Source organism: Saccharopolyspora gloriosae (assembly GCF_022828475.1).
In the GTDB taxonomy this organism is placed as follows: Bacteria; Actinomycetota; Actinomycetes; order Mycobacteriales; family Pseudonocardiaceae; genus Saccharopolyspora_C; species Saccharopolyspora_C gloriosae_A.
The window spans coordinates 227,197-250,864 of the sequence record NZ_CP059557.1 but is presented as its reverse complement, the minus strand read 5'-3'; the positions used below and the strand labels follow the sequence as shown (position 1 = coordinate 250,864).

Here is a 23,668-nt window from a genome sequence, read left to right as displayed (position 1 = left end):
CCGAAAGCCGGGTTCGCACGGTACGTGCGAACCCGGCTTTCGCGTTACCACACCACAGTCCTGACACAAGTCACCCGCTCGGGTTTCTCTTCACCCACTGAACGGTCCACAATCGCTTCTGTGATCGAGACGGCGATGGTGGAACTGATCGATCGCGCGACTGCCGAATGCGCCGAGCAGCAGCGCCCCGACCTGCACAACCGACTACGGCAGATCCGAACGCGCGTCCTGGATCCCGCCCAGTTGGTGCTGGTCGTGGGAGAACCGAAGCAGGGCAAAAGCGAGCTGATCAACGCTTTGGTCAACGCGGCCGTGTGCGACTCGGGCGAAGATGTCACCACGCGCGTCCCCACTCTGGTACGTCATTCCGAGCACCCCACCGCACAGGTGATCGAGCAAGAACCGGCGAGCGGTCCTGCCGCTCTCGACAGGTTCCCGGTGCCGGTGGAACAGGTGCGGGAACGCATCGACCAGGCCATCAGCAACGGCAGGCCGGTCAGCCGCGGCGAAGTCGGCATTCCCCGCGCGGTGCTCAAGGACGGGCTGGTGCTGATGGACACGCCGGGCATCGGCGCCACCTCCGCCACGCTCACCGCCCGCACCCTCGGTGTCGTCGCCGAGGCCGACGCGCTGCTCATCGTGTCCGACGCGACCCAGGAACTCACGCACAACGAGTTGAGCTTCCTGAAGAAGGTCACCAAGCTCTGCCCGAACGTAGCGGTCGTACAGCCCAAAACCGACATAACGCCGCATTGGCGGAAAGTCGTCGAGGTGAATAAGCGCCACCTCGCGGGAGCGGGCATCAACGCCAAGATCTTTCCGGTGGCCTCCACGATCCGGATGCGCGCGATGCACGCCAAGGACACCACGCTCAACACCGAATCCGGTTTTCCCCAGCTCGTCGAATATCTGCGCGGCGAAGCACTCGGCCAGCACGATCAGCTCACCCGCCGGCTCGTGGCGCAGAACGTCGCCGACGCCGTCGACGAACTCAGCGAAACGCTGAAAGCGGAACTCACCGGACAAAGTCCGCGAACCGCCGCGGAAACGTTGATCGAACTGGAAACCGCCCAACGCCGCTCCGAAGATCTGCGGCGGATCACCGGACGCTGGCAGAAGACCCTCAGCGACGGCATCGGCGAACTGTTCGCCGACATCGAGTTCGACTTCCGCGAACGCAGCTGGGCCATCACCAACCAGATCGGCGACACCCTCGAAGAAGCCGACCCGGTGACCGTCTGGGACGACTTCGTGGAATGGCTCGACGGCGCGCTCGCGACCGCCATCGAGGAGAACTTCACCTGGCTCGACCTCCGCCGCGAACAGCTGCGCGACCGGGTCACAGACGAATTCCTGCGCGAGCACCCCAGCATCCGCCCGCGCATCGAACAGATCCCCATCCCGGACCCGTTCGGCCAGGTGACACCGTTGAAAAAACCCAGCAACGGCGTGTACAAACGGCTCGATCAAGTGCTGACCGGGCTGCGCGGCTCCTACGGCGGCGTGCTCATGTTCGGCCTGATCACCAGCCAGATCGGGTTGCCGCTGCTGAACGTCGTGTCCATCTCCGCGGGTCTGCTGCTGGGCAGCCGCAGCCTCAACGAGGAGACGGATGCCCGGCTGCGCCGCCGCCAAGCCGAGGCCAAGACGACCGCGCAGCGCTACGTGGAGCACGTCGTGTTCCACGTGAACAAGGAGGCCAAGGACGGCATCCGGGCCACGCATCGCGCGCTGCACCAGCACTTCACCCAGCTCACCGAGGAAGCGCAGTTGGAGATCAGCAAGGAAATCCAGAGCATCAAGCGCATCGCCGAACGCAGCGCCGTCGACCGCGAGGACCGGGCGCGCGAGATCCGCCGGAAACTCGAAGAGCTCTCGCTGTTGCGCAGGCGTGCCGGAATGCTGACCGCGAACCGCATCACCGCGGCATGAGCCGGCCCGACGTCCCCCAGGGCGACCTGCTGGAGCGGTCCCGTGCGCTGCTGATCCGCACCATGACGTTCTACCGGGACGATCCGCGCACCTCCGCCTGGTTGCGCGGGCGGCTGGAACGGCTGGACCAGCCGTTGCGCATCGCGGTCAGCGGGCGGGTCAAATCCGGCAAGTCGACGCTGATCAACGCGCTGGTGGGCCAGCGGCTCGCGCCGACCGATGCCGAGGAGAGCACGCAGGTCAACACCTTCTACCAGTACGGCCCGGAACCCCGGATCACCGTGCACACCCCGCACGGGGCGGTGCAGAACGTACCGGTGACGACGCTGGACACGAACACGATTCGCGATCTGCAGCGGTGGCGGCCGGACGAGGTGTCGCGGCTGGTGATCGAGGCTCCCGCGCCGGGCCTGCAGGCCATCACGCTGCTGGAGACGCCCGGGGTCTCCTCCTCCGCGATGCAGGACACGGGGCGGTCGGCGCTGGCGCAGATCCTGTCCGAGGCGGACGCGCTGCTGTACCTGACCCGCTACCCGCAGCAGACCGACGTGCAGTTCTTGCAGTCGGTGCACGAGTTGCAGCTCGCGCGGCGCGCCCCGATCAACACGATCATCACGTTCTCCCGCGCCGATGAGATGGGCAACGGGGGCAGCGGCGCGGTGGCGGCGGCCGAGCGGATCGCGTTGCGGTTCCGCGACGACCCGGCGGTGCGGTCGTTCACCCAGTACTCGATCCCGGTGATCGGCTTGCTGGGGCAGGCGGCGGCCACGTTCACCGAAGCGGATCTCGCGGCGCTGATCAACCTGCGGCAGTTGCCGGAGAAGGCGTTGGAGACATTGCTGCTGTCGTCCGACCGGTTCTCCAACAACCCCACGCCGGAGTCGGTGCCGCCGAGCGTGCGCCAGGACCTGATGGACCGTTTCGGACGGTTCGGCCTGGCCCAGGCGTTCACCGCCCTCGCCGAGGGCATCACGGATCAGAAGCGGCTCAGCGCCACGCTGCTGGAGGCGAGCAGGCTCAACGATCTGCAGGAGGCGGTACACCAGCAGTTCATCGAACGGCAGGACGTGCTGCGCGCGCGATCGGTGCTGCTGGCGGTGGACATGGTGCTGCGGGCGAATCCGCGCCCCGGCGTGCAGCAGCTGCGCGGGGAGTTCGAGCGGTTGCTATCGAACGCGCCCGAGTGGGAGGAGATGCGGCTGCTGTCGGCGTTGCAGTCCGGCCAGCTGAGCTTCCCCCGCCCGCTGCAGAACGAGGCACGGCGACTGCTGGGCGCGCAGGGCCAGGACGCGGCCTCGCGGCTGGGCCAGGAGCCGGACACCCTGGAGTCGATCTTGGCCGAGGAGGCCGGGGCCGCGCTGGCGCGCTGGCGGGACCAAGCGGTGAACCCGCTGCACGACCGCGCGCACCTCGAAGCGGTCCGAGTGGTGCTCCGCAGCTGCGAACGCCTGATCGCTTCACGGGTTCACTGAGTCGGCCGGTTTCTCCTTTTCTGAGGTGTCCGGGTAGCGGAACCTCAGTGGCTTCCTCGCTGCGGGATCTTTTTCCCTAGTGGCTCCGCGCCACGAGGGAAAAGGCCGTCCTCGCGAGGAAGCCACTGAGAACCCGCCGGTGAGCGGCTTTGTGACGTGGGCTGTGTGCTTCGCACATACAGGCACGGCCTCCGGCCGCAAGGCAGGCGGGGCTTCGCCGCCCTTCGCGGGCTTCGCCGCCCTACTGCACGGCTTCGCCGCGAAGCAGTCCGTCGCTTCCCTCGGATCCAGGCCCGGGTTTCGGGCCGGGCCTGGATCCTGTGGTGGGAGCCGCAGTCAGCGGCCAGGGGCGTTGCCGGATCGGGCGCCCCGGTTCGGGTCGGCGAGCTGATCGCCGGAAGGTGCGGCGGTGCGGCAGTCCGGGCACACGCCCCAGAACACGACTTCGGCCTCGTCCACCGCGTAGCCGGCGGAGTGCGCCGGGCTCAGGCATGGCGCGGTGCCGTGCGCGCAGTCGATGTCCTCGGTCCGGCCGCAGTGCCTGCAGACCAGGTGGTGGTGGTTGTCAGCGGTCCGCGCCTCGAATCGGGCCGGGTGACCGGCCGGTTCGATCCGCCGCAGCAGCCCGGCCGCGGTACAGGCGCGCAGCACGTCGTAGACGGCCTGGGTGGACACTCCGCCGAGTTCGGGCCGCACCGCGCTCACCGCTTGATCGGCGGTCGAGTGCGGATGCCCCGCCAGCCACGTCAGCACCGCGACGCGCGGTTTCGTGGCCCGCAGCCCGGCAGCGCGCAACCGATCCCGGAGGGCCACCGCGTGGCCGTCCGCGAATTCGGCGCGCCCGACCTCGGGCCTGCTGCTCGGTGTCATCGCATATCAGTATGCCACGAACAAACTGGAACCAGTCAAAAAAATCAGACGCCGGGTTCGAGCGACCCGAGCCGCCGGGCGGCGGAACCTCAGCGATTGCTCGGCCGGTCGTTGCTCGGCGATCTCCCCGATGACCGGACGAGCAGGTGCTCAGATCTCCAGAGCGCGCAGCGCCCGGTGCAGTTGATCAACGAGCGGGCGCCTGCGGGCGAACAGCTCGGTCGCCTCGGCGTCCGGTGCCACGACGCGTTCCGGCCGGACCAGGTCAGAGGCCGACTCCAGGGAGTCGAGTTCGCCCAGCGCCCGCCAGCCCAGGAGCACCGCGCCCAGCCCGGACCCGCCGCTGCTCTCGGCGAGCTCCAGCTCCATGCCCAGTGCCGCGGAGATCGCGGTGGCCCACACCTCGCTGCGGAACCCTCCTCCGGTCGCCCGGATGGAGCGCACGTTCGCGCCGGCGTCGTGCACCGCTTCCTTCACCAGCGCCAGCTGCTGCGCCACTCCTTCAACGACCGCCCGGGTCATCTCGGCCCGCCCGTGCGACCTGCGCAGCCCCACGAACGCCCCGGTCAGCCCCGGTTCCCACCACGGCGCCCGCTCCCCCAGCAGGTACGGCAGGGCCATCAACCCGTCCGCGCCGGGATCGACCGCCAGCGCCTCGTCGAGCAGGTCGGCGACGTCGACGCCGAACGTGTCGGCCGCCCACTGCCCCACGACGGCACCGTTGCTCACCGCGCCCCCGATCACCCAGAGACCGTCGGCGAGGGCGTAGCTGAAGGTGCGGCACGCGTCGTCGACGCCGGGCCGTTCCCGCACCACCCGCAGCGCCCCGCTGGTCCCGAGCGACAGCGCCGCCACCCCCGGGCTCGTGGCGCCGACTCCGAGGTTCGCGAGCGGCCCGTCGCCGCCCCCGAGCACCACCGGCAAGCCCTCGGGCAGCCCGGTGGCCTCGGCCGTCCGTGCCGTCAGCGGCAGCGTGTCGGTCGGCGCCTTGATCTCGGGCAGCTGCTCGGCGCGCACTCCCGCCACCGACAGCGCGGGCTCGTGCCAGGCCAGGGCGTACATGTCCTGCAGACCGCTGCCGGAGGCCAGCGAGTAGTCCGTCACGAATTCGTCGACGAAGGCGCCGAACACGTAGTCCTTCAACGCGCACCAGCGCTCGACGCCAGCGATGAGGGCGGTGCGCGACCCGGTCAGCCAGGCGAGCTTCACCATCACCGACTGGGTGTGCACCGGAGTGCCGGTGGCGCGGTGCAGCTCGGCGGCCGAGCCGGACTCGTCGGCGCGCAACCGCTTCGCGACCTCGGCGGCCCGGGTGTCGGCCCAGTTGAACGCCGGTGTCACCGGTTCCCCGGCCGAGTCCAGCCCGACCAAGGTGTGCATGGCGGTGCTGAACGACAACGCCCGCACCTCGTGGCCCTGCTCGCGAGCCCAGGTCACGCATTCGGTGAGCGCCTCGATCGCCGCGTCCCGCACCCGCCGCGGATCCTGCGTAGCCTCGCCCGTCTCATCGGTCCGCAGCGGATATCCGCGCTCGGTCTGGTGCAGCACCTCGGCGCCGCTGGTCGCGGCCACGACCTTCGTGGCGGTGGTACCGAGATCAATGCCGAGAACGACCGCTGCGGAGCTCATGACTCCAACCTAACCGGGCCGGAACCGCGCACCTACGCCCCGGATGGGACGGTGATAACGATCAACGTCCTGGCCCGCGCACTACGAGTGAAGACAGATCGACGGCGAACTCGAATGGGCTGTCGGTTTTGAACATCCCGCCGCCTTCGAAGCCTGACTCGTAGCCACCTTCGCCGAGCCGAAGCGCGGTAAACGTCACAGACGTGTCGATGTCGAAGACCCAGTAGTGCGGGATGCCGGCTTGCGCGTACTCCTGCACCTTCGTAAGCCGATCGATGCGGCGCGAACCAGGAGAGATGACTTCGACCGCGAGCGCGACATCAGTGGCATTCAGCCGATTCGGATTCACGTCGAACGCTTGGGTGGATGCCAAGATCGCGTCGGGGATTCGGACGGTCGGAGGGAAGCTGGTGCCGACTACGACCTCCACGTCCTGCATCGCCTCCCACTCCGCTGGAAGTTGCGCGTCCAAAGCCGCCGTCAGTCGCTTGATGAGGCGCTGGTGAACAGCCGCTGCCTTCGGGGACACCTGGAGGACGCCTTCCTGGAGTTCGTAGCGCCGCGAGTTGTCCTCGGGGAGGCGGTCGAACTCCTCCAGGGTCAGCAAGTGATCGGGCCAACTCATCACGGACATACCTCCACCATCGGCTCGGCCCAACAGCAGCTCGATCAAGTCGGTTCGAAGATCACCTGTTCGGCTTGCGATCCCACCTCTTCGTGACAATAGAAGGGCGCCTCCCTCCCGGCCAGGAGGAAGGCGCCCGTCAGGACCGGTCCGAGGTCACTTCACCAGCGTCTCGGCGATCTCGTAGGTGTTCAGCGCCGCGCCCTTGCGCAGGTTGTCGCCGCACACGAAGAAGTCCAGCGTGTTCGTGAAGTCCAGCGCCTGCCGCACCCGCCCGACGTAGGTCGGCTCGGCGCCCACGACGGCCGCCGGCGTAGGGAACTCCAGCTTGTCCGGGTCGTCCTGCAGCACGATCGAGGACTGCGCCTCGAACACCCGGTGCGCCTCGGCGACGCTGACCTCGCGCTCGAAGACCGCGTGCACGGCCAGCGAGTGCGTCGTCACCACCGGCACCCGCACGCAGGTCGCGGAGACCTTCAGGTCCGAGATGCCCAGGATCTTGCGGGACTCGTTGCGGACCTTCAGCTCCTCCGAGGTCCAGCCGTCGTCCTTGCGCGACCCCGCCCACGGCACCACGTTCAGCGCCAGCGGAGCCTTGAACGGCGTCTCCTCGGGCAACCCGGCCGCGGCCAGCGCCTCCGCGACGTCGCCGCCCCGCGAGCCGACCTGCTTGCCCGCCAGCGCCTCGATCTCCGCGTAGAGCCGGTCGATGCCTTCCTGACCTGCGCCGGAAGCGGCCTGGTAGGAGGACACGACCAGTTCCTTGAGCCCGAACTCGTGGTGCAGCGCACCGAGCGCGGCCATCATCGACAGCGTCGTGCAGTTCGGGTTCGCGATGATGCCGCGCGGCCGCTCGTGCACCTTCTCCGGGTTGACCTCCGGCACCACCAGCGGCACCTCGGGGTCCATCCGGAACGCGCCCGAGTTGTCCACGGCGATCGCGCCGCGCTCGACGGCGATCGGCGCCCACTCGGCGGAGATCTCGTCCGGCACGTCGAACAGCACGATGTCCACGCCGTCGAACGCCTCCGGGGCGAGCTCGACGACGGTGTTCTCCTGCCCGCGCACGGTGATCTTCTTGCCCGCCGAGCGCGCGGACGCGATCAACCGGATCTCGCCCCACGGCACGGATTCGCGGTTGTTGATGATGTCGATCATGACGGTGCCGACGGCACCGGTGGCGCCGACGATCGCAACGGTGGGAGCCATCAGCGACCACTCCCCGCGTACACGACGGCCTCTTCGTCGCCACCGAGATCGAAGGCGCCGTGCAGCGCACGCACCGCGTCCTCCAGCTGGGTGTCCCGGATCAGCACCGAAATGCGGATCTCCGAGGTGTTGATGATCTCGATGTTCACACCCGCGTTGGACAGCGCCTCGCAGAACGTCGCCGTCACGCCGGGGTGCGAACGCATCCCCGCGCCGACCAGCGAAACCTTGCCGACGTTGTCGTCGTAGACGACCTCTTCGAAGCCGACCTCGGACTTGATCTTCTCCAGCTCCGCGACCGCCTCGGCCCCGTTGTCGCGGGAGACGGTGAACGTGATGTCCGTGCGCCCCGAGGAGCTGCCCGAGACGTTCTGCAACACCATGTCGATGTCGACCTCGGCATCGGCGACCACGCGGAAGATCTTGCCCGCGACGCCTCGGTTGTCCGGCACACCGCGCACGGTGACCTTGGCCTCCGACCGGTCGTGCGCGACGCCGGTGATCATCGCCTGTTCCACGGAAAGATCCTCCACTGAGCCGGAAATGAGCGTTCCGGGCTTGGGTGAGTACGACGAGCGGACGTGCAGGGGGACGCCGTAGCGACGGGCGTACTCGACCGCGCGCAGGTGCAGCACCTTCGCGCCGGTCGCGGCCAGCTCCAGCATCTCCTCGTAGGTGACGTGCTCCAGGTGCTTCGCGTCCGGCACGATCCGCGGGTCGGCGGTGTAGACACCGTCGACGTCGGTGTAGATCTCGCACACGTCGGCGTTCATGGCCGCCGCGACGGCGACGGCCGTCGTGTCCGAACCCCCACGGCCGAGCGTGGTGATGTCCTTGGTGTCCTGCGCTACGCCTTGGAATCCGGCGACGAGCACCACTTGCCCCTCGGCGAGCGCTTCCTGCACCCGGCCGGGGGTCACGTCTATGATCCGCGCGTTCTGGTGCGCCGAGGTGGTGATCACCCCGGCCTGCGAACCGGAGAACGAGCGGGCCTGCTCGCCGAGCGCCTCCACGGCCATCGCGACGAGCGCGTTCGAGATCCGCTCCCCCGCGGTGAGCAGCATGTCCAGCTCACGCTCCGGCGGGGCGGGGTTGACCCGCTGAGCCAAGTCGAGCATCTCGTCGGTGGTGTCACCCATCGCCGAGCACACGACGACCACGTCATTGCCCGCTTTGCGGGTCTCCACGATGCGTTCGGCGACCTTTTTGATCCGGTCGGCACTTTCCAGCGAGGAACCGCCGTACTTCTGGACGACGAGCGCCACGTGAAACTAACCTCCTCGCGCCGTTCCTCGGGTATGGGTGCCCGGAGGAAGCGGTCGTCCCGGGTGCGGGGGTTTGTCCCGCACTGACGCCGGTGGACGAAGAGCACCAGCGCGGTCACGCCGAGTTGATCGGCGAGCCCGGGGAGCCCCGCGACCAGCGAGAAGCAGCTTCGACCTGGCTGGTCGAGCGGTCCCTGACTGGTCGCTCCGCTGCTGCGCCAGCCTACCGAACCGTTACCGCCCAGACCCATAGCCGTGACTGACGACTAACCTGTCAGGCCGGTTTGTCGACAAGGGCGGAGGAGCGGTTTGTCCACCACTCCGGAGGCGGTCGGGCCGCAACGTTCCCAAGACGGGAACAGGGCGGACGACCAGCAAGAACGTCCCGTCGAACGACGGTGGGAGCAGGCTCGCGACCGGGTCGCAGAGCTGGGTGCCCGGTGGTCCTTCCTGGCACCCGGTGTGGTTTACCTCGCAATCCGGCTGTTCGGTCTGCTGGTGCTGGCCTGGCTCTCCGCGGCCAACGACGAAGCGTTGTCGGACAACCTCAGCGCGTGGGACGGCGAGTGGTACCTGGAGATCGCCACGCACGGTTACGGCGGCGTCGCGAACAGCATGGTCGACGGCCACGGGAACCGGAATCCGGAGACGCCACTGGCGTTCTTCCCCGGCTATCCGATGCTGGTGCGGCTGCTCGACGCGGCCCCCGGGTTCAGCTCGGCCGGGGCCGCGGTCACGGTGAGCCTCATCGCGGGCATCGTCGCCGCGTACGGCCTGTTCCGCATCGGGCGCGCGGTGGACGGCACGGCAGGCGTGGGGCTGCTGCTGGTGGTGCTGTTCGCGGCCTCCCCGATGGCGGTGACGTTGTCGATGGCGTACTCGGAGGCGTTGTTCTGCGCGCTGGCCGTGTGGGCGCTGGTCGGGGTGCTGGAGCGGAACTGGCTGCTCGCCGGGCTGTGCTGCGCGGCCTCTGGGCTGGTGCGACCGACGGCGACGGCGTTGATCGGCGTGGTGGGCCTCGCGGCGCTGGTCGCGCTGTTCCAGCGCAAGGACGGGTGGCGGCCGCTGCTGGGCGCGGTGCTCGCCCCGTCGGGTTTGGCGCTGTACGTGGGCTGGGTGGCGTTGCAGACCGGTTCGCTGGGCGGCTACTTCACGCTGCAGCAGCGCGGCTGGTCCACGGCGTTCGACGGCGGCTTCGCCACCGGCAAGTTCATGATCGAGTCGTTGACGCAGTACAAGTCGGTGCTGGAGACGTTCACCGTCTGGATCGTGCTGACCGCGCTGGTGCTGCTGGTGCTGTGCGTGCGCTCCCGGATGCCGTGGCCGCTGGTGCTGTTCGCGTTCGCGGTGCTGGCGATGGACCTCGGCTCGGACGGGTTGATGTACTCGAAGGTGCGGCTGATGCTGCCCGCGTTCCCGCTGCTGATCCCGGTGGCGATCGGGCTGGCGCACCGGCGGGCGACGACGGCGGTGTGCTCGGCGGTGCTGCTGGTGTGCTTCGGCGCCTGGTTCGGCGCGTATTCCCTGACGGCGTGGGAGTACGCGATCTGACTCCGCCACTAGTTTTGATCCGTGTCTTGTCCGCGGCGGAGCGCCTGAGTGCTCCACTACGCAAGTCCCACTGGAAGGACTGAGTCGTGACCGAGGATTTCGAGGTGCCGGACGGGAAATGGGCGGATTCGTCCGTGCCGCTGCATCCGCTGCTGGCGTCCCGGTGGAGCCCCCGTGCGCTGGATCCGGACGCAGAGCTCAACGACGCGGAGTTCCGGGCGTTGTTCGAGGCGGCGCGCTGGGCGCCTTCCTGGGGCAACACGCAGCCCGCGCGGTTCCTCGCTGGGCGCCGGGGCGAGCCGATGTTCGACCGGATCCACGCCACGTTGTCCCGTGGCAACCGGGGCTGGGCGGAGTCGGCTTCGGCGCTGGCGATCGGCGTCGCCCGGACCCTCGACGACGAGGGCGAGCCGGTGCCCTACGGCGAGTACGGCGTGGCGCTGGCGACGCAGAACCTGGTGCTGCAGGCGGTCGCCGAGGGTTTCGCGGCCCACCAGATGGCCGGTTTCGACCGGGAGGCCGTGCGTGCCGAGTTCGGCGTACCGGCGGGTTACGAGCCGGTGGTGGCGATCGCGGTGGGCCGGCTCGGTTCCTCGGACCGGATGCCGGATCGGTTGCGGGAGAAGGAGCACGCGCCGCGTTCCCGGCGTCCGCTGGCGGAGCTGGTGTTCACCGAGCGGTGGGGCACTCCGCAGTTCTGACCCGTGAGGCGAGCGGTCCTGTCCCGAGTCGTTCCGACGGCGGGTGGATGTCCCTTTTTCGAAATTGGTCCAGTCAACTCCGCCGTTCACCTGACATTTTCCACTTCGAGCCCATCGCCTCGGACAGTCCCGTGACGTGGGAGAACAACCCGTCGGCGGGGTGCGCCGCCGGTTCGACAGGTGGACGGGGCAGTGACGCGGAGTCGATCAATGAGGTATGAATCTCACTCGTGTGGACGAGCACAAGAGTGGCCGCGGAGGCGCTGGACCGCGCCGACGAGCTTGCCACCTTGCGCGCCCACTACTCCCTGCCCGGCGGGATGGTCCGGCTCGACGGCACCAGCGGCGGACTGCGGCCGAGGTCGACTTCCGCGCGCCTGCGGGAGTTCGTGGAGCACCGCTGGGACCACACCGGCTGGCCGCAGTTCGACGACGGCCTGCGCAGGCAGGCCCGGCTCGCCGCCTCCGCCGTCGCACCGTTGATCGGAGCGCTGCCCGCGGAGGTCTCGGTCGCCGATTCGGCGTCGATGAACCTGTTCAACGGCTTGCGCTCCGCCGCGGCGCTGCGTCCCGAGCGGCGCGTGCTGGCGGTGGGGCGCAACTGCTTCGCCGCGGATCACTACCTGGCGCGGTCGGCCGCCGATTTCGCAGGCTGCACGCTGCGCATGATCGACGACGTGACCGACTTGCCCGCGCAGCTCGACGAGGAAGTCGCGGTTCTCGCGCTGTCGCACGTCGATCCGCTCTCCGGTGCGGTGCGCGACGCGGCGTCGATCACCGCCGAGGCGCATCGGCACGGCGCGTTGTCGTTGTGGGACCTGAGCCATTCCGCCGGCGCGGTGCGGGTCGAGCTGCGGTCGTGGGAGGCGGATTTCGCCGTCGGCTGCGGCTATCGCTACCTCGGTGGCGGTTCCGGCTCTCCGGGTTACTCGTTCACCGCGCAGCAGCGGGGCGAGGAGCTTGCCGGCACGCGGCGGTGCGGGCCGTTCTCGGCGATGCCGCCGACGTTCGCGATCTCGGATCTGCGCGCCGGGCTGGCGGCGATGAGCGGCGCGACGCCCGCCGCGCTGGCCACGAAATCGGCGGGGCTGGCCACGTTCTTCCTGCGCTGCCTGCAGGAGCTGCCCGCGGAGGTGGCGCCGGTCCCGGTGACCGGGGGATCCCGCGGCGCCCACGTCTGCGTGACCCATCGCCACGCCCACTACGTCGCCCAGGAGTTGCTGTCGCGCGGCGTGATCGTGGACCTCGCGGAACCCACCACGATGCGGTTCAGCTTCGCGCCGACGTGGCTGCGCTACGCCGAGGTGTGGGAAGCCGCCGACCAGTTGCGGGCCGTGCTGCGGGATCTCGCGGAGCGCGTAGGGCCGTGAGCTCGTTCCGCATCAGGGTCAGGTGGCGCGGTCTCGGCGACCCGAGGTCGGCGGCACGCCTGCTCGACCTGGCCACTGTGGACTGTTTCGCGGACCAGGTGCGCACCGAGCGGGCGCCGCTCAGGACACGACTTCGGTGTAAACGTCGGTGAGCCTGTTGCGCAGGGTGTGAGCCGGGGCGTCGGGCTGGATGCGCAGCTGGCGGGCGGCGCTGCGCATCGTCGAGACGATGCGCTGCGTGTGCTCCAGCCGCAGGTCGTCGCCGCCGCGCTCGATCAGCAGCGCGCGTTCGGTCGCGGCGTCCACCAGCCGTTCCAGCACGATGATCGACGGCCACCACACTTCGGCGGTCCGGCCCACCGCGGCGGGCTCCATCAGCTGCTGCTGCAACGCGGTACGCAGGTCGGACAGTTCCCGGTAGGTGCGGCGGCGCAGCGCGGAGCGCCCTTGGACGCGTCCGGCCATGGACAACGACACGTACTCGGAGACGGTGTCGACCGCGTCGGCGAGCCTGCCCGCCAACGCCGGGCTGCGTCCCGATGGCCACATCAGGTACCCGATGACGAGCACGAGCGCGCACCCCAGCAGCGAGTCCACCAGCCGCACCCGGGGCAGCTGCTCCACGAACAGGTCGCTCTGGTGCATCTGCAGCAGCACGATCATCGTGACGACCATGGTGAACAGCCCGTAGTGCCTGCTGAGCGCTTCCGGCACGAACGCGGCGACCAGCACGGTCGCGATCGCGAGCCCCCAGCCGGAGGGCACCGCCAGCATCACGAGTCCGGCGATGAGCACGCCGACCAGTGAGCCGATGCCGCGCAGCACGGTGCGGGCGAACACGGAACCGGAGTTGGGTTTGAGCACCAGCGCCACGGTCATCGCGATCCAGTACGAGTTCTGGAACTGCAAGGCGATCCCGATGCCTTCGGCGACGGCGAGGCACAGCACCATGCGCAGCGTCAGCAGCCACCCGGTGCGGCCGATGCTGATGTTGCTGCGCCACAACCGGAGCCGCTCCCACGCACCGAGCCGTTCCCGGAAGTCCGGCACGTCGGCCTCCTTGGCGCGGCGCCAGGAGTCGATGAGGTCGACGAGCCCCTGGTCCAGCGCGTGCACCATGATCGAGCCCGAGGCGGTGGGCCGGTAGGGCGGCACGGTCGTGCCGTCCCGCACGCAGCGCGCGATGGTGCGCATGGCATCAAGAGTGGGATCGGCGGGCCGGATCCCGGCGTGCGCGAGCGCCACCGAGGCCTCCACGACGGGCGTGGCGCGGGTCAGGATCACGTACAGCCGGTCGTGCACTCGGCTCCGGGAGATGGAGGCACCGCCGACGAGGATGTCGTGCGCGCTGTCGAGAGCTTTCGTGAGGTCCTGCCGGGCGGTGATCGCGGCGTCGGTCCCGGCGGCGTCGAACAGTTTCAGCAACGCCTCGAAGACCCGCGCCACCGCGCCTCGCGCCGGGGCGGCCCGCCGGAACGGCCAGGTCGCTGCGACCATCACCAGCAGCAGGATCTCCCCGGCGACGAACCACACGATCTGTTCTCCGACGGGAATGCCCGCCGTGACGTGTCCGGTGGCCACGACGCAGAACGTGAGCATCTGCGCGCCCGCCGCCGCGCACAGATCGTTGACGCGGCTGGAGAGCACGGAGGGAATCGCGACCGCGACGACCACGACGGCGGCCCCCAGCTGGGTCGGCGCCAACGCGCCGACCGCGAACCCGAATCCACCGGTGAGCACGGTGAGCCCGACGCGGCGGATCCGGTACCGGTAGGAGCCGGTGAGGTCGGAGAAGCTGGCGCACAGCGCACCGACCGAGACGAGCACCGCCTCGTCGAGCCGGTCCAGCGCGATGCCGAAGAGGGTGGGGCCGCCGATGCCCATCGCCGCGGCCACGATGCGCGTCCAGTCCAGCGGCAGCGGAGCGGGTCGCAACATCCGCAACAGCCACGCGGGCAGCAGTGCGCGCGAGTACCTGGTGGGTGCGGCGAGCGTTTCGGTCCGTGTCACGCACATCCCTCTCGCTGGTGGGGAATCCGCGCTCCACGCCGAGCGGCTGAGTGCGTGCATTGTCACGCCACTTCGCCGCTGGTGGTTCAGCTCCGTGCAAGCATCACACGTTGCGGTGCATCACATCACCGGGTCGGGGTCAGCCGAAGGCTCTGATGATCCGGACCGCGATCGATGTGATGATCAACCAGAACACCGCCGCGATGCCGAAGTTCACCAGCACGGCCAGCTGCGGGTTCTCCGGCGTGAAGAGGTTCGAGAATCCGAGCGCGAGCGGCTGGGACCAGTCGGCCACGAACCGGGTGATCCCGTTGTCCGGGTTGGCTCCGCCGACGGTGAGCACCACGTGCACCGTGAGCACCAGCGCGGCGAGCGTGCCGATCCAGCGGACCACCGAGGCGAGCACTCCGACGACCTGCGCGCGGACCTTCGCCCAGTCGGACGACTTGCGCAGCCGCCGTCGCCCTCCGTTGGGCCGGTCGCCGTCCTGCTCACCGGTGGTCGTTCCACCGACGTTCTCCGACATGCCCGGAAGTGTGACACGCGATGAGCCCGGAAAACTACCGCCGGGTAGCCGCCGTAGCCTGCTCGTGACCTGCGCTCACCGCGCGAACTCCACCGGTCGCGCTCAGCCGAAGACCCGGGCGAGGAGGCTGGCCACGAGCACCCAGAAGGCGGCGGCCAGGCCGTAGTCGAACAGCAGCTGGAGCTGCGCGTTGGTCGTCTGGATCAAACCGGGGAAGAACAGGGCGAGCGGCTCGGCGGCGTTGCCCACCGACTCGGCCAGCCCGTTCTCGCTGGGAAGATCGAACAGCACCAGCACGAGGTGCAGCACCAGGATGACGGCGAGCACGAAGCCCGCGCCGTTGATCAGGGTGGCGATGCCGGACCGCCCCTTATTCGCAGCCATGATCCCCAGTCTGCCCGTGCCCGAGCCCAGGGCATTCCGCCGCATGGCGGTCGCCGCTCGACCACCATGTGGGATAGCGGGTTGCGTCGCGGGCACCCGGTGCGGTTAACCTGGCGGACGTGGCACGCGTTCTCCTGCTTCTTCGCCGCGACGGGGTCAGTTAGGCCGGCCCCTCGTCGCGGGGTAGCAACCTGTCGGTCGTCTGATTCAGACACCCACCAGCAGGAGAAACGTCAATGACTTCCGCGCAGGATCCGCAAGCACCGTTCGCGGGCAAGGTTCACACTCCGTCCCGCCCGGCCCCTGCCGATCAAGCCCCTTGGAACGCGCAGCGCGGTTCCTCGATGCCGTTCCACCGGTACCGCCCGTTCCACGAGCTGGTCGAGGACGTATCGCTGCCGGATCGCACCTGGCCGGATCAACGCATCACCCGAGCTCCGCTGTGGTGTGCCGTCGATCTGCGCGACGGCAACCAGGCGCTGATCGACCCGATGTCGCCCGCCCGCAAGCGCCGCATGTTCGACCTGCTGGTCAAGATGGGCTACAAGGAGATCGAGGTCGGTTTCCCGGCGGCGAGCCAGACGGACTTCGACTTCGTCCGCGAGATCATCGAGGACGGCGCGATCCCGGAGGACGTGCACATCCAGGTGCTCACGCAGTGCCGTCCGGAGCTGATCGAGCGCACGTTCGCCGCGCTGGAGGGTGCGCCGCGCGCCATCGTGCACATCTACAACTCGACGTCGATCCTGCAGCGCCGCGTGGTGTTCCGCGAGGAGCGCGAAGGCATCAAGAAGATCGCCAAGATGGGCGCCGAGCTGGCCTTGGAGTACGCGAGCAAGTACTCCGACACCGACTTCCGCTTCGAGTACACGCCCGAGTCCTACACCGGCACCGAGCTCTCCTTCGCCGTCGAGGTCTGCGACGCGGTCACCGAGATCTGGCAGCCGACCCCGGAACGCCCGGTGATCCTGAACCTGCCGTCGACCGTCGAGATGGCCACGCCGAACGTCTACGCCGACTCGATCGAATGGATGCACCGCAACCTGGCGCGGCGCGACTCGGTGATCCTGTCGCTGCACCCGCACAACGACCGCGGCACCGGCATCGCGGCGGCGGAGCTCGGCTACCAGGCGGGTGCGGACCGCATCGAGGGCTGCCTGTTCGGCAACGGCGAGCGCACCGGCAACGTGGACCTGGTGGCGCTGGGCATGAACCTGTTCAGCCAGGGCATCGACCCGCAGATCGACTTCTCCGACATCGACCACATCAAGCGCACCGTGGAGCACTGCAACCAGCTGCCGGTGCCCGAACGCCACCCGTGGGGCGGCGAGCTCGTCTACACCGCGTTCTCCGGCAGCCACCAGGACGCCATCAACAAGGGCCTGGACGCGCTGCGCGCCGAGTCCGAGCGCGCCGGCGTCACCGTGGACGAGCACCGCTGGGAGGTCCCGTACCTGCCCATCGACCCGAAGGACGTGGGCCGCAGCTACGAGGCCGTGATCCGGGTGAACTCGCAGTCCGGCAAGGGCGGCGTCGCGTACATCATGAAGAGCGAGCACCAGCTGGACCTGCCGCGCAAGCTGCAGATCGAGTTCTCGAAGCAGGTGCAGGCCCGCACGGACTCCGACGGCGGCGAGGTCTCCCCCGCCGCGATGTGGCAGGTGTTCTCCGAGGAGTACCTGGAGCCGCGCACCCCGCTGGAGCTGGTGCGGCGCTCGTTCACCGGCGAGGCGGGCCACGAGTCGATCACCGCGACGGTCGTGGTGGACGGCACCGAGCAGGAGATCACCGGCAACGGCAACGGCCCCATCGCCGCGTTCGTCGACGCCCTGAGCACCATCGGCCACGACGTGCGCGTGATGGACTACAACGAGCACGCACTCACCGCGGGCGACGATGCCCGGGCCGCGTCGTACCTGGAGTGCGCCGTGGGCGACGAGATCTTCTGGGGCGCGGGCATCGACACCTCCACCGTCACGGCCTCGCTGCGCGCGGTCGTGTCGGCGGTGAACCGAGCACACCGCTGACCCCGCGCTGAACCTGGCGAAAAGCCGCGCCCGCGCCCGAAACCGGTGTGCGGGCGCGGCTTTTCGCGGTCAGGGGCGCCGGACCACGGCACGGCGACCGTCCCGACGAGCGCATGGAGCGGACGAACCACGAACGTCTCACCTCGTGGAGCGGTAGCCGCGCTCGCGTGCAGTGCTCGAAGTCGCCGCGTTCGATGGCGACGAGACGGTTCGACCACTGTGGACGATCGACGGCGAAGTGCCCGGCGGCCCGGTCCTTCGAGTCCCGTACTGCGGCGCCTGCGGGGAGGTCGCCGCCCTCGGCGCACTCGCCGCCGCCGGTGCGCCGGTCGCGCGGTAACCCGCCCGCAAGAACTTTTCGGAGGGGCAGCACTCGCCGTTCAGTGGTCCTGTCGGCGGTGGGCTCCGATCCCTCGGGTGTCGACGAGGCCGCGGAGGTCGCGGGCGCCGCGCTCGAAGGTGGGGAGGCTGCCGACGAGGATGGTCTCGCCCTGGGTGAACCGGTCTCCCTTGCGCCTGCGGAACTTGGATCGCGGCATCCGGGTGTCCATGATGGACAGACCGGTGATCCAGGCGGAGATTCCCCGGTTCCGCGAGGTGAAGCTCACCGCCAGCGCGGTGAGCAGTGCGAATCCGATGGCGAACCGGTTCACCTCGGAAGGGCCGATGTCGGCGAAACCGACCAGCAGCGCGTACTGGCCGCTGCCGAACAACAACCTACACAGCAGCCGGGCCTTCGCGGGCAGCGAACCGTCCGGCAGCGCGGGCCGCAGCAGCACCGCGCGCTGACCCAACGTGCCGCCACTGCCGACCAGCGTCGGGACGAGCAGCACCAGGATTCCGGGCAGCCACGCGTTGAGCAGCGCCTCCACCGGCTCCGGCAACGCCACCGACTGGGCACCGGCGAACACCATCACCGCCACGACCCCGCCGTGCAGGGCGACGCCGGTGAGCACCACGGCCGCCACGTCGCACGCCATGCCGAGCAGCCGCCGCGGCGCCGTCACCCGGCGCGGCGTGGACTGGCGCGTCGCCGCCCGGCCGCCGACCAGGTCCAGCACCGGCGCGAGCAGCAGGCCGAAGGTCGCGCCCGCCGTGTTCGCCAGCAGATCGTCCACGTCGAACAGCCGGTACGCGCACGGGTACACGAACCACACGCCGGTGAGCTGCGTCGACTCGATCAGCAGCGATACGGCGAAACCGATCCCGATGGTGCTGAGCCTGCCCGCGCGGAACAGGTGCCGCACGAACATGCCCAGCGGGACGAACAGCGCCACGTTCAGCAGCACCTGTCCCACCATCGGATCCCGCACCAGGTCGCCGAATCCCCCGGTGCCCGCGCGGAAATTCGCGAGGAAGTGCAGCGGCTCCAGCTGCGCGGCGTACTCGCCCGGATCGGCGCAGAAACCCGGCGTCACGGCGGGCAGCGGCAGCAACGTGTACGTCATCAGCGACCACGAGTGCACGACGAAACCGAGCACGACCAGCATCCGCCCCGCACCGACTTCGCCGCGCCAGCGGTACTCGCGGGCCACGAACGGCACGAACAGCAGCACCGCGAGCACGGCACCGCACCAGATCGCCGTCACCGCGGGCGTCACCCGGTCGATCAACCGCACTCCTCGAACACTCACCGAACGTCCCCGCCGGAGCGCGCTGACCGGGCGCCTCCCTCAGGTCCAGTCCACCTTTCCGCACCGAACGCGCTGAGCCCATCCATCCGTGTGAAATGACGCAATTTCACCAGGAATCACGGTTCGTGCTCGCGCGTTCACGCACTCGCCGAAAAGCGGGCCGCCGACGATGATTCGAAACCGCACGGTCGGCGCCATGACCGGCTGTTTCGCTGGCACATAGCGTGACGAGACATCATCCGGCGCAATTAGAACGTCCATCCGTTCCGCCTTATGACCGACCTCCGACCACCGAACAGGTCGTCACGATCAGTACCCGACTCGACTAAAGGAGGTAGTGGCGGTCGATCATGAAGGGGGAAAATGCCGGAGCAGCAAAAGGTTGTTGTGATCAGACTCACCCCTGGGGAAATCCGGGAGAGCGGCCGGTAGGCCACGGGGCCTGTCGGGGCCGGCCGCTTTCCCGCGCCGGACGCCCGCCGTCACCGCCGCCGTCCGTAAAGTTGATCACGATCGCCACTCGATCGGTCGATGCCACTTGTCGCTTCGCGCCGCGCGCGGTTCAGTCAGCCATTGCTTGACTGGCACCCGAACCAAGCCCGAGGTGGACTGGACGACATGCTGCCGACCGATGACCACAGCGATGACCTCCGATGGCGGATTCCCTGCCGCGACTCCAGCGGCGAGAATCGCACCGTGTCGATCCTGGTCATGGGCGATCGGGTGGCCGTCGTACTCCCGCCCGGCGACACGTTGATCTTCGAGGCGGACGAGGCGGACGACTTCGCGGCGCTGCTGGACAAGGTTTCGACGTACACCGAACCGTCCTGAGAAGTCCCCGCAGAGAGCTGCGCAGCTGGTCGCACAGCGGAACCGCCGCTGACCAAAAGGGCTCCTGAACGGACTTCCGAGCCACCGGGAGCGCTCATGGCCCTGATCGACGCGGACCTGAGCTTCGACCCCCGCGATCCGTACTTCCCGCTGCCCGGCGAGTCCGGTGACGTTCGTTGGGCCGTGCAGATCTTCACCACCGACAACGGTTACGGCCTCGACGCGGCGAGCACGCGGTTCCACGACGGGCGGCTGCACTGCGAGCGGCTCGCGCTGCTCGGGCAGCAGCGCACGGCCGAAGGCGGCGCCGACATCACCGTGCACCAGCGCGGCGATCGCACCGAATGGTCCATCTCCGTCCGGCACCCGGAACCGGTGAAAGCGGTGAAACTCCTGATCACCGGGCTTCCCGAGCGGACCTGGTGGGCGGCGAACACCGCGCGCGGGCAGGAGCACGGCGCGGACGGCAGGCGATTCCAACTCGAATACCCCGGCCCGGACTGGGCGACTCCGTGGGCGGCCAGCGGTGATCTCACGCTCAGCGTGCGGGATCCGTTGGTGCGACGGCAGATCCTGCACGTGCACCGGCCCGCGTACGCGCCCGGCCGGATCGTCGAGCTGGTGCACGTGCCCGCCGCCTCCGCGCGGGCGCACCGGTACCAGGTGCCGTCGATCCTGTTGCACCGCAACGTCTCCGCGCCCGACGGCGACCTCGACGAGCATCTGTCCTTCGTGGAGCGGGCGCACCGGCTTCAACCGTGGGAGCGGCGGCGCGACGTGCCGAGCTGGCTGCGGGACATCGCGCTGGTCGTCACGCTGCACGGGCAGCACTGGACGGGGCACGTGTTCAACACCTTCCCCGCCATGGCCGAGGCGCTGCGCTTCGTCACCTCGCACATCGAGCCGCACCGGGTGCTGGCGTACCTGCCCGGCTGGGAAGGTCGCTACTACCACGACTACCCGCACTACCGGCCCGGCGCGGACCTCGGTGGGGCGCAAGGGTTTCGCGAGCTCACCGAGGCGGCCCGCGGACTCGGCGTGCGGCTGATGCCGATGTTCGGCGGGCACGGCGCCAACGTCACGCAGTACGCGGATTGGCGGAGTTCGGTGTTCCAGAACGACACCGGGCGCTACGTGGAACTGCTCAACCGGCCCGACTGGGACGGGGACCGCACCGGTGAGGGCGATCAGGTGTTCCTCAACCCGGGTGAGCCCGGATTTCGGGCGCACCTGGTCGAATCCGTGTCGGCGATCGTGCGGGAGTTCGGCGTGGACGCGGCGTTCTTCGACACCGTCGGCTACTGGTTCAACGATCCGCGGTACGAGCTGGTGGACGGCTACCGCAGGCTCGCCGAGCAGCTGCGGGGGCGGCATCCGGACCTGCTGCTGGCCGCGGAGGGCTGGTGGGACGCGTTGTCCGGCATCTTCCCGCTGAGCCAGCAGTGGTTCGGCGTGGACCGTGACCTGCGGTCACCGCAGGTGCTGACGCGGTACGCGCGCACCACCGGGCACCTCGCGGAGGGCACCCCGGGACTGGGCAGCACCGGCGTGCACGAGAAGGGTTTCGTACCGCGCCCCGCGGACGTGGTGCGCCCCGGCCACATCCCCGTCGTGAGCATCACCGACGACACCCTCCCGGCCCACGCCGACGAAGTCGCCGCCATCGCCCGCTGGGCCGAGGAGCACCACACCCCCTGACCCCGAGCGCGACATCGCGTCCACCCCGGATCAGGTGGTGAGGACCGTGGATTCTGCTCGGAGTGCGTTGAGGACGGCGTGGACGGCGGGACGTCCCGTGGCTCCTCGGCGGGTGAGGGCCTCGATGTTGCGGCCGGCGCGGACCCCGGCGAGCGGGCGCATCACCAGGTTCGGGTTGTCCACCAGGTAGCGCGGCAGCAGGGCCACCCCGTGCCCGGCCGCCACCAGCGCCTCGGTGATGCGGAAGTCGTTGACCCGCTGCACCACCTCCGGCCGGGTCCCGGTGCGCACCGCCAGCGAGCGCAGCACGTCGTCGACGGGAAAGCCGACGTTGACGCCGATCCACGGCTCCCCCGCCAGCTCGGTGAGTTCCACCCGCGCGTTCCCGGACAGCCGATGTCCCGGGGGCAGTGCCACGTCCAGCGGTTCGCGGTACAGCGAGGTGATCTCCATCCGGGCCGCGTCGAACGGCGGCGCGTGGTCATCCCGGTGGGTCACGACGACGTCGAAGTCCGCGAGCAGCGCCGGAATCTCCGCCGAGGTCATGTCGACGTCCCGGAACTCCAGGCGCAGTTGCGGTTCGGCCGTCAGCCGCCGCAGCAGCCCGGGCAGCACCAGCAGCGCGCCGGACGGGAACATCGCCAACCGCACGGTGCCGCGCGGCGCGGACCGGAAGCTGTTGAGCTCCGCGTCCATCCGGTCCATCGCGGCGAGCACCTCATCGGCCCTGGTCACCAGCGCCCATCCCGCATCGGTGAGCCGCAGGCCCCGCCCGGCGGGTTCGGTCAGCGGCACGCCCGCCTCCGCCTGCAACGCCCTGATCTGCTGGGAGACCGCGGAGGGCGTGTAGTCCAAGGCCTTCGCGACCGCGGTCACCGTGCCCCGGTCGGCCAGCTCGCGCAGCAACCGCAACCTCCGTACTTCCATGAAGCAAAACTACATGGATAATGCAGACAATATTGCTTGTCCTTCACAAACGAGCCGCGCACGCTCGGAGACGTGAACGCCAGAGACCGTCTCCTCGCCGTGTTCGTGGCCGTCCTGTGGGGGATCAACTTCATCGCCATCGACTTCTCGCTGCGGCAGTTCCCGCCGATGTTCTTCGCCGGGCTGCGCTTCGCGGTGATCGCGGTGCCGACGCTGCTGCTGGTGCCGCGTCCGGCGGTGCGGTGGCGGTGGCTGCTGGGCTACGGGCTCGGCTTCGGCACCCTGCAGTTCGCATTCCTGTTCCTGGCGCTCGATGCCGGGATGCCGACGGGACTCGCCTCACTGGTGCTGCAGGCGTCGGCACCGTTCACGGTGCTGCTGGGCGGGGTGCTGCTGGGGGAGAAGATCCGGGCGCGGCAGGCCGTCGGCATCGTCGTGGCCGTGCTCGGCATGGTCGTCATCGGCTGGCACCGGTCGCAGGCGGCGGCACTGCTGCCGGTGGTGCTGACGTTGTGCGGAGCGCTCGGCTGGGCGTTCGGGAACCTGTGCAGCCGCCAGGCGAAGGCGCCGCATCCGCTGCGCTTGACGCTGTGGATGTCGATCGTGCCGCCGCTGCCGATGTTCGCGCTGTCCGCGCTGGTCGAAGGTCCGAGCCTCGGCTGGCGAGCGCTCGTCGGCTCGGTCACCTCCGCCACCGGCTGGGCCGCGCTGGGCGGGCTGGCGTTCACCGCGGCGCTGGCGACGGTGCTCGGCTCGGGCATCTGGACGACGCTGATGGCGCGCTACCCGGCGAGCACGGTCGCCCCGTTCTCACTGCTGGTACCGATCGTCGGAGTGAGTTCGGCGTGGCTGATCCTGGGCGAGCGCCCGCACCCGATCGAGCTGCTCGCGGGCTTGATCGTCATCGCCGGAGTGCTCCTGGGCAGCCTCCCGCCCCGCTCCACACCCCGCCGGCCGACCACCACCCCCGAACCAGAACCCGCACGCCCCGCCTGATCGCCCCCGGT

20 protein-coding genes are annotated in these 23,668 nt (G+C 69.4%); 10 read left to right on the top strand and 10 right to left on the bottom strand.

All coding sequences use genetic code 11. The features are described from left to right. Positions 1-120: 120 nt before the first annotated feature. Positions 121-1,932: a dynamin family protein gene (locus H2Q94_RS01125; RefSeq protein ID WP_243791056.1), complete on the top strand. Its 1,812-nt coding sequence runs from the start codon at positions 121-123 to the stop codon at positions 1,930-1,932. Then, positions 1,929-3,404, top strand: a complete 1,476-nt coding sequence (locus tag H2Q94_RS01120; protein WP_243791054.1) for a dynamin family protein — start codon at positions 1,929-1,931, stop codon at positions 3,402-3,404. Before H2Q94_RS01125 ends, H2Q94_RS01120 begins: the two co-directional genes overlap by 4 nt. 336 nt (positions 3,405-3,740) lie before the next feature. Here H2Q94_RS01120 and H2Q94_RS01115 read toward each other — a convergent pair whose 3' ends face one another. The 5 genes from H2Q94_RS01115 to H2Q94_RS01095 form a co-directional block, all read right to left on the bottom strand. After that, positions 3,741-4,274, bottom strand: a complete 534-nt coding sequence (locus H2Q94_RS01115) for a Fur family transcriptional regulator (protein WP_243791051.1) — start codon at positions 4,272-4,274, stop codon at positions 3,741-3,743. Positions 4,275-4,424: 150 nt separating this feature from the next. Continuing rightward, positions 4,425-5,903: a gluconokinase gene (locus H2Q94_RS01110; protein ID WP_243791049.1), complete on the bottom strand. Its 1,479-nt coding sequence runs from the start codon at positions 5,901-5,903 to the stop codon at positions 4,425-4,427. 61 nt (positions 5,904-5,964) lie between these two features. Beyond that, positions 5,965-6,576, bottom strand: a complete 612-nt coding sequence (locus tag H2Q94_RS01105; protein ID WP_243791046.1) for a Uma2 family endonuclease — start codon at positions 6,574-6,576, stop codon at positions 5,965-5,967. Positions 6,577-6,684: 108 nt separating this feature from the next. Further along, positions 6,685-7,737 (bottom strand): aspartate-semialdehyde dehydrogenase, encoded by a 1,053-nt coding sequence (locus tag H2Q94_RS01100; RefSeq protein WP_243791044.1) that lies wholly within the window; start codon positions 7,735-7,737, stop codon positions 6,685-6,687. Continuing rightward, positions 7,737-9,002, bottom strand: coding sequence for an aspartate kinase (locus tag H2Q94_RS01095; RefSeq protein ID WP_243791041.1), 1,266 nt, complete (start codon positions 9,000-9,002; stop codon positions 7,737-7,739). The genes H2Q94_RS01100 and H2Q94_RS01095 overlap by 1 nt, the downstream gene beginning before the upstream one ends. 309 nt (positions 9,003-9,311) lie before the next feature. Here H2Q94_RS01095 and H2Q94_RS01090 point away from each other — a divergent pair, with 309 nt between their 5' ends. The 3 genes from H2Q94_RS01090 (at position 9,312) to H2Q94_RS01080 (ending at position 12,624) form a co-directional block, all read left to right on the top strand. Further along, the gene (locus H2Q94_RS01090; protein ID WP_243791038.1) at positions 9,312-10,553 is read left to right on the top strand and encodes a mannosyltransferase family protein; all 1,242 of its coding nucleotides are present in this window, start codon (positions 9,312-9,314) and stop codon (positions 10,551-10,553) included. Between the two features lie 86 nt (positions 10,554-10,639). Further along, positions 10,640-11,254 carry a nitroreductase family protein gene (locus H2Q94_RS01085; RefSeq protein ID WP_243791036.1) on the top strand — a complete coding sequence of 205 codons (615 nt, stop codon included), beginning with the start codon at positions 10,640-10,642 and terminating at the stop codon, positions 11,252-11,254. 248 nt (positions 11,255-11,502) lie between these two features. After that, positions 11,503-12,624 carry an aminotransferase class V-fold PLP-dependent enzyme gene (locus H2Q94_RS01080; protein ID WP_243791034.1) on the top strand — a complete coding sequence of 374 codons (1,122 nt, stop codon included), beginning with the start codon at positions 11,503-11,505 and terminating at the stop codon, positions 12,622-12,624. Between the two features lie 120 nt (positions 12,625-12,744). Here the strand turns inward: H2Q94_RS01080 and H2Q94_RS01075 are convergent, their stop codons facing one another. From H2Q94_RS01075 to H2Q94_RS01065, 3 genes are all read right to left on the bottom strand, one after another. Next, positions 12,745-14,634: an FUSC family protein gene (locus H2Q94_RS01075; RefSeq protein WP_243791032.1), complete on the bottom strand. Its 1,890-nt coding sequence runs from the start codon at positions 14,632-14,634 to the stop codon at positions 12,745-12,747. Positions 14,635-14,773: 139 nt separating this feature from the next. Beyond that, positions 14,774-15,160, bottom strand: a complete 387-nt coding sequence (locus tag H2Q94_RS01070; RefSeq protein ID WP_243791030.1) for a hypothetical protein — start codon at positions 15,158-15,160, stop codon at positions 14,774-14,776. Positions 15,161-15,262: 102 nt separating this feature from the next. After that, positions 15,263-15,544 carry a hypothetical protein gene (locus H2Q94_RS01065; RefSeq protein WP_243791027.1) on the bottom strand — a complete coding sequence of 94 codons (282 nt, stop codon included), beginning with the start codon at positions 15,542-15,544 and terminating at the stop codon, positions 15,263-15,265. Positions 15,545-15,780: 236 nt separating this feature from the next. Between H2Q94_RS01065 and leuA the strand changes: the two genes are divergently transcribed. Together leuA and H2Q94_RS30795 are read left to right on the top strand one after the other, a co-directional pair. Then, complete coding sequence (gene leuA / locus H2Q94_RS01060) at positions 15,781-17,571, top strand: 2-isopropylmalate synthase (protein WP_243791025.1); 1,791 nt, start codon at positions 15,781-15,783, stop codon at positions 17,569-17,571. Between the two features lie 172 nt (positions 17,572-17,743). Beyond that, positions 17,744-17,911 carry a hypothetical protein gene (locus tag H2Q94_RS30795; protein WP_397545408.1) on the top strand — a complete coding sequence of 56 codons (168 nt, stop codon included), beginning with the start codon at positions 17,744-17,746 and terminating at the stop codon, positions 17,909-17,911. A 40-nt stretch (positions 17,912-17,951) separates the two neighbouring features. Here H2Q94_RS30795 and H2Q94_RS01050 read toward each other — a convergent pair whose 3' ends face one another. Continuing rightward, on the bottom strand, positions 17,952-19,205 hold the full coding sequence (locus tag H2Q94_RS01050) for a VanZ family protein (protein WP_243791020.1): 1,254 nt from the start codon (positions 19,203-19,205) through the stop codon (positions 17,952-17,954). Between the two features lie 618 nt (positions 19,206-19,823). Here H2Q94_RS01050 and H2Q94_RS01045 point away from each other — a divergent pair. Next, on the top strand, positions 19,824-20,036 hold the full coding sequence (locus tag H2Q94_RS01045; RefSeq protein WP_243791018.1) for a hypothetical protein: 213 nt from the start codon (positions 19,824-19,826) through the stop codon (positions 20,034-20,036). A gap of 96 nt (positions 20,037-20,132) precedes the next feature. Next, the gene (locus H2Q94_RS01040) at positions 20,133-21,734 is read left to right on the top strand and encodes an alpha-amylase family protein (RefSeq protein ID WP_243791015.1); all 1,602 of its coding nucleotides are present in this window, start codon (positions 20,133-20,135) and stop codon (positions 21,732-21,734) included. A 30-nt stretch (positions 21,735-21,764) separates the two neighbouring features. Here H2Q94_RS01040 and H2Q94_RS01035 read toward each other — a convergent pair whose 3' ends face one another. Then, positions 21,765-22,661, bottom strand: coding sequence for a LysR family transcriptional regulator (locus tag H2Q94_RS01035; protein WP_243791012.1), 897 nt, complete (start codon positions 22,659-22,661; stop codon positions 21,765-21,767). A gap of 72 nt (positions 22,662-22,733) precedes the next feature. On the opposite strand from H2Q94_RS01035, the gene H2Q94_RS01030 reads away from it, so the two are divergent. Next, the gene (locus tag H2Q94_RS01030) at positions 22,734-23,657 is read left to right on the top strand and encodes an EamA family transporter (protein WP_243791010.1); all 924 of its coding nucleotides are present in this window, start codon (positions 22,734-22,736) and stop codon (positions 23,655-23,657) included. Positions 23,658-23,668: the final 11 nt, after the last annotated feature.

Excerpts from the sequence above, each read along its gene's own strand:
- H2Q94_RS01120 (WP_243791054.1), top strand. The coding sequence starts at position 1,929 with ATGAGCCGGCCCGACGTCCCCCAGGGCGACCTGCTGGAGCGGTCCCGT.
- H2Q94_RS01115 (WP_243791051.1), bottom strand. The coding sequence starts at position 4,274 with ATGACACCGAGCAGCAGGCCCGAGGTCGGGCGCGCCGAATTCGCGGAC.
- H2Q94_RS01110 (WP_243791049.1), bottom strand. The coding sequence starts at position 5,903 with ATGAGCTCCGCAGCGGTCGTTCTCGGCATTGATCTCGGTACCACCGCC.
- H2Q94_RS01100 (WP_243791044.1), bottom strand. The coding sequence starts at position 7,737 with ATGGCTCCCACCGTTGCGATCGTCGGCGCCACCGGTGCCGTCGGCACC.
- H2Q94_RS01070 (WP_243791030.1), bottom strand. The coding sequence starts at position 15,160 with ATGTCGGAGAACGTCGGTGGAACGACCACCGGTGAGCAGGACGGCGAC.
- H2Q94_RS01065 (WP_243791027.1), bottom strand. The coding sequence starts at position 15,544 with ATGGCTGCGAATAAGGGGCGGTCCGGCATCGCCACCCTGATCAACGGC.
- leuA (WP_243791025.1), top strand. The coding sequence starts at position 15,781 with ATGACTTCCGCGCAGGATCCGCAAGCACCGTTCGCGGGCAAGGTTCAC.
- H2Q94_RS01045 (WP_243791018.1), top strand. The coding sequence starts at position 19,824 with ATGCTGCCGACCGATGACCACAGCGATGACCTCCGATGGCGGATTCCC.
- H2Q94_RS01040 (WP_243791015.1), top strand. The coding sequence starts at position 20,133 with ATGGCCCTGATCGACGCGGACCTGAGCTTCGACCCCCGCGATCCGTAC.
- H2Q94_RS01035 (WP_243791012.1), bottom strand. The coding sequence starts at position 22,661 with ATGGAAGTACGGAGGTTGCGGTTGCTGCGCGAGCTGGCCGACCGGGGC.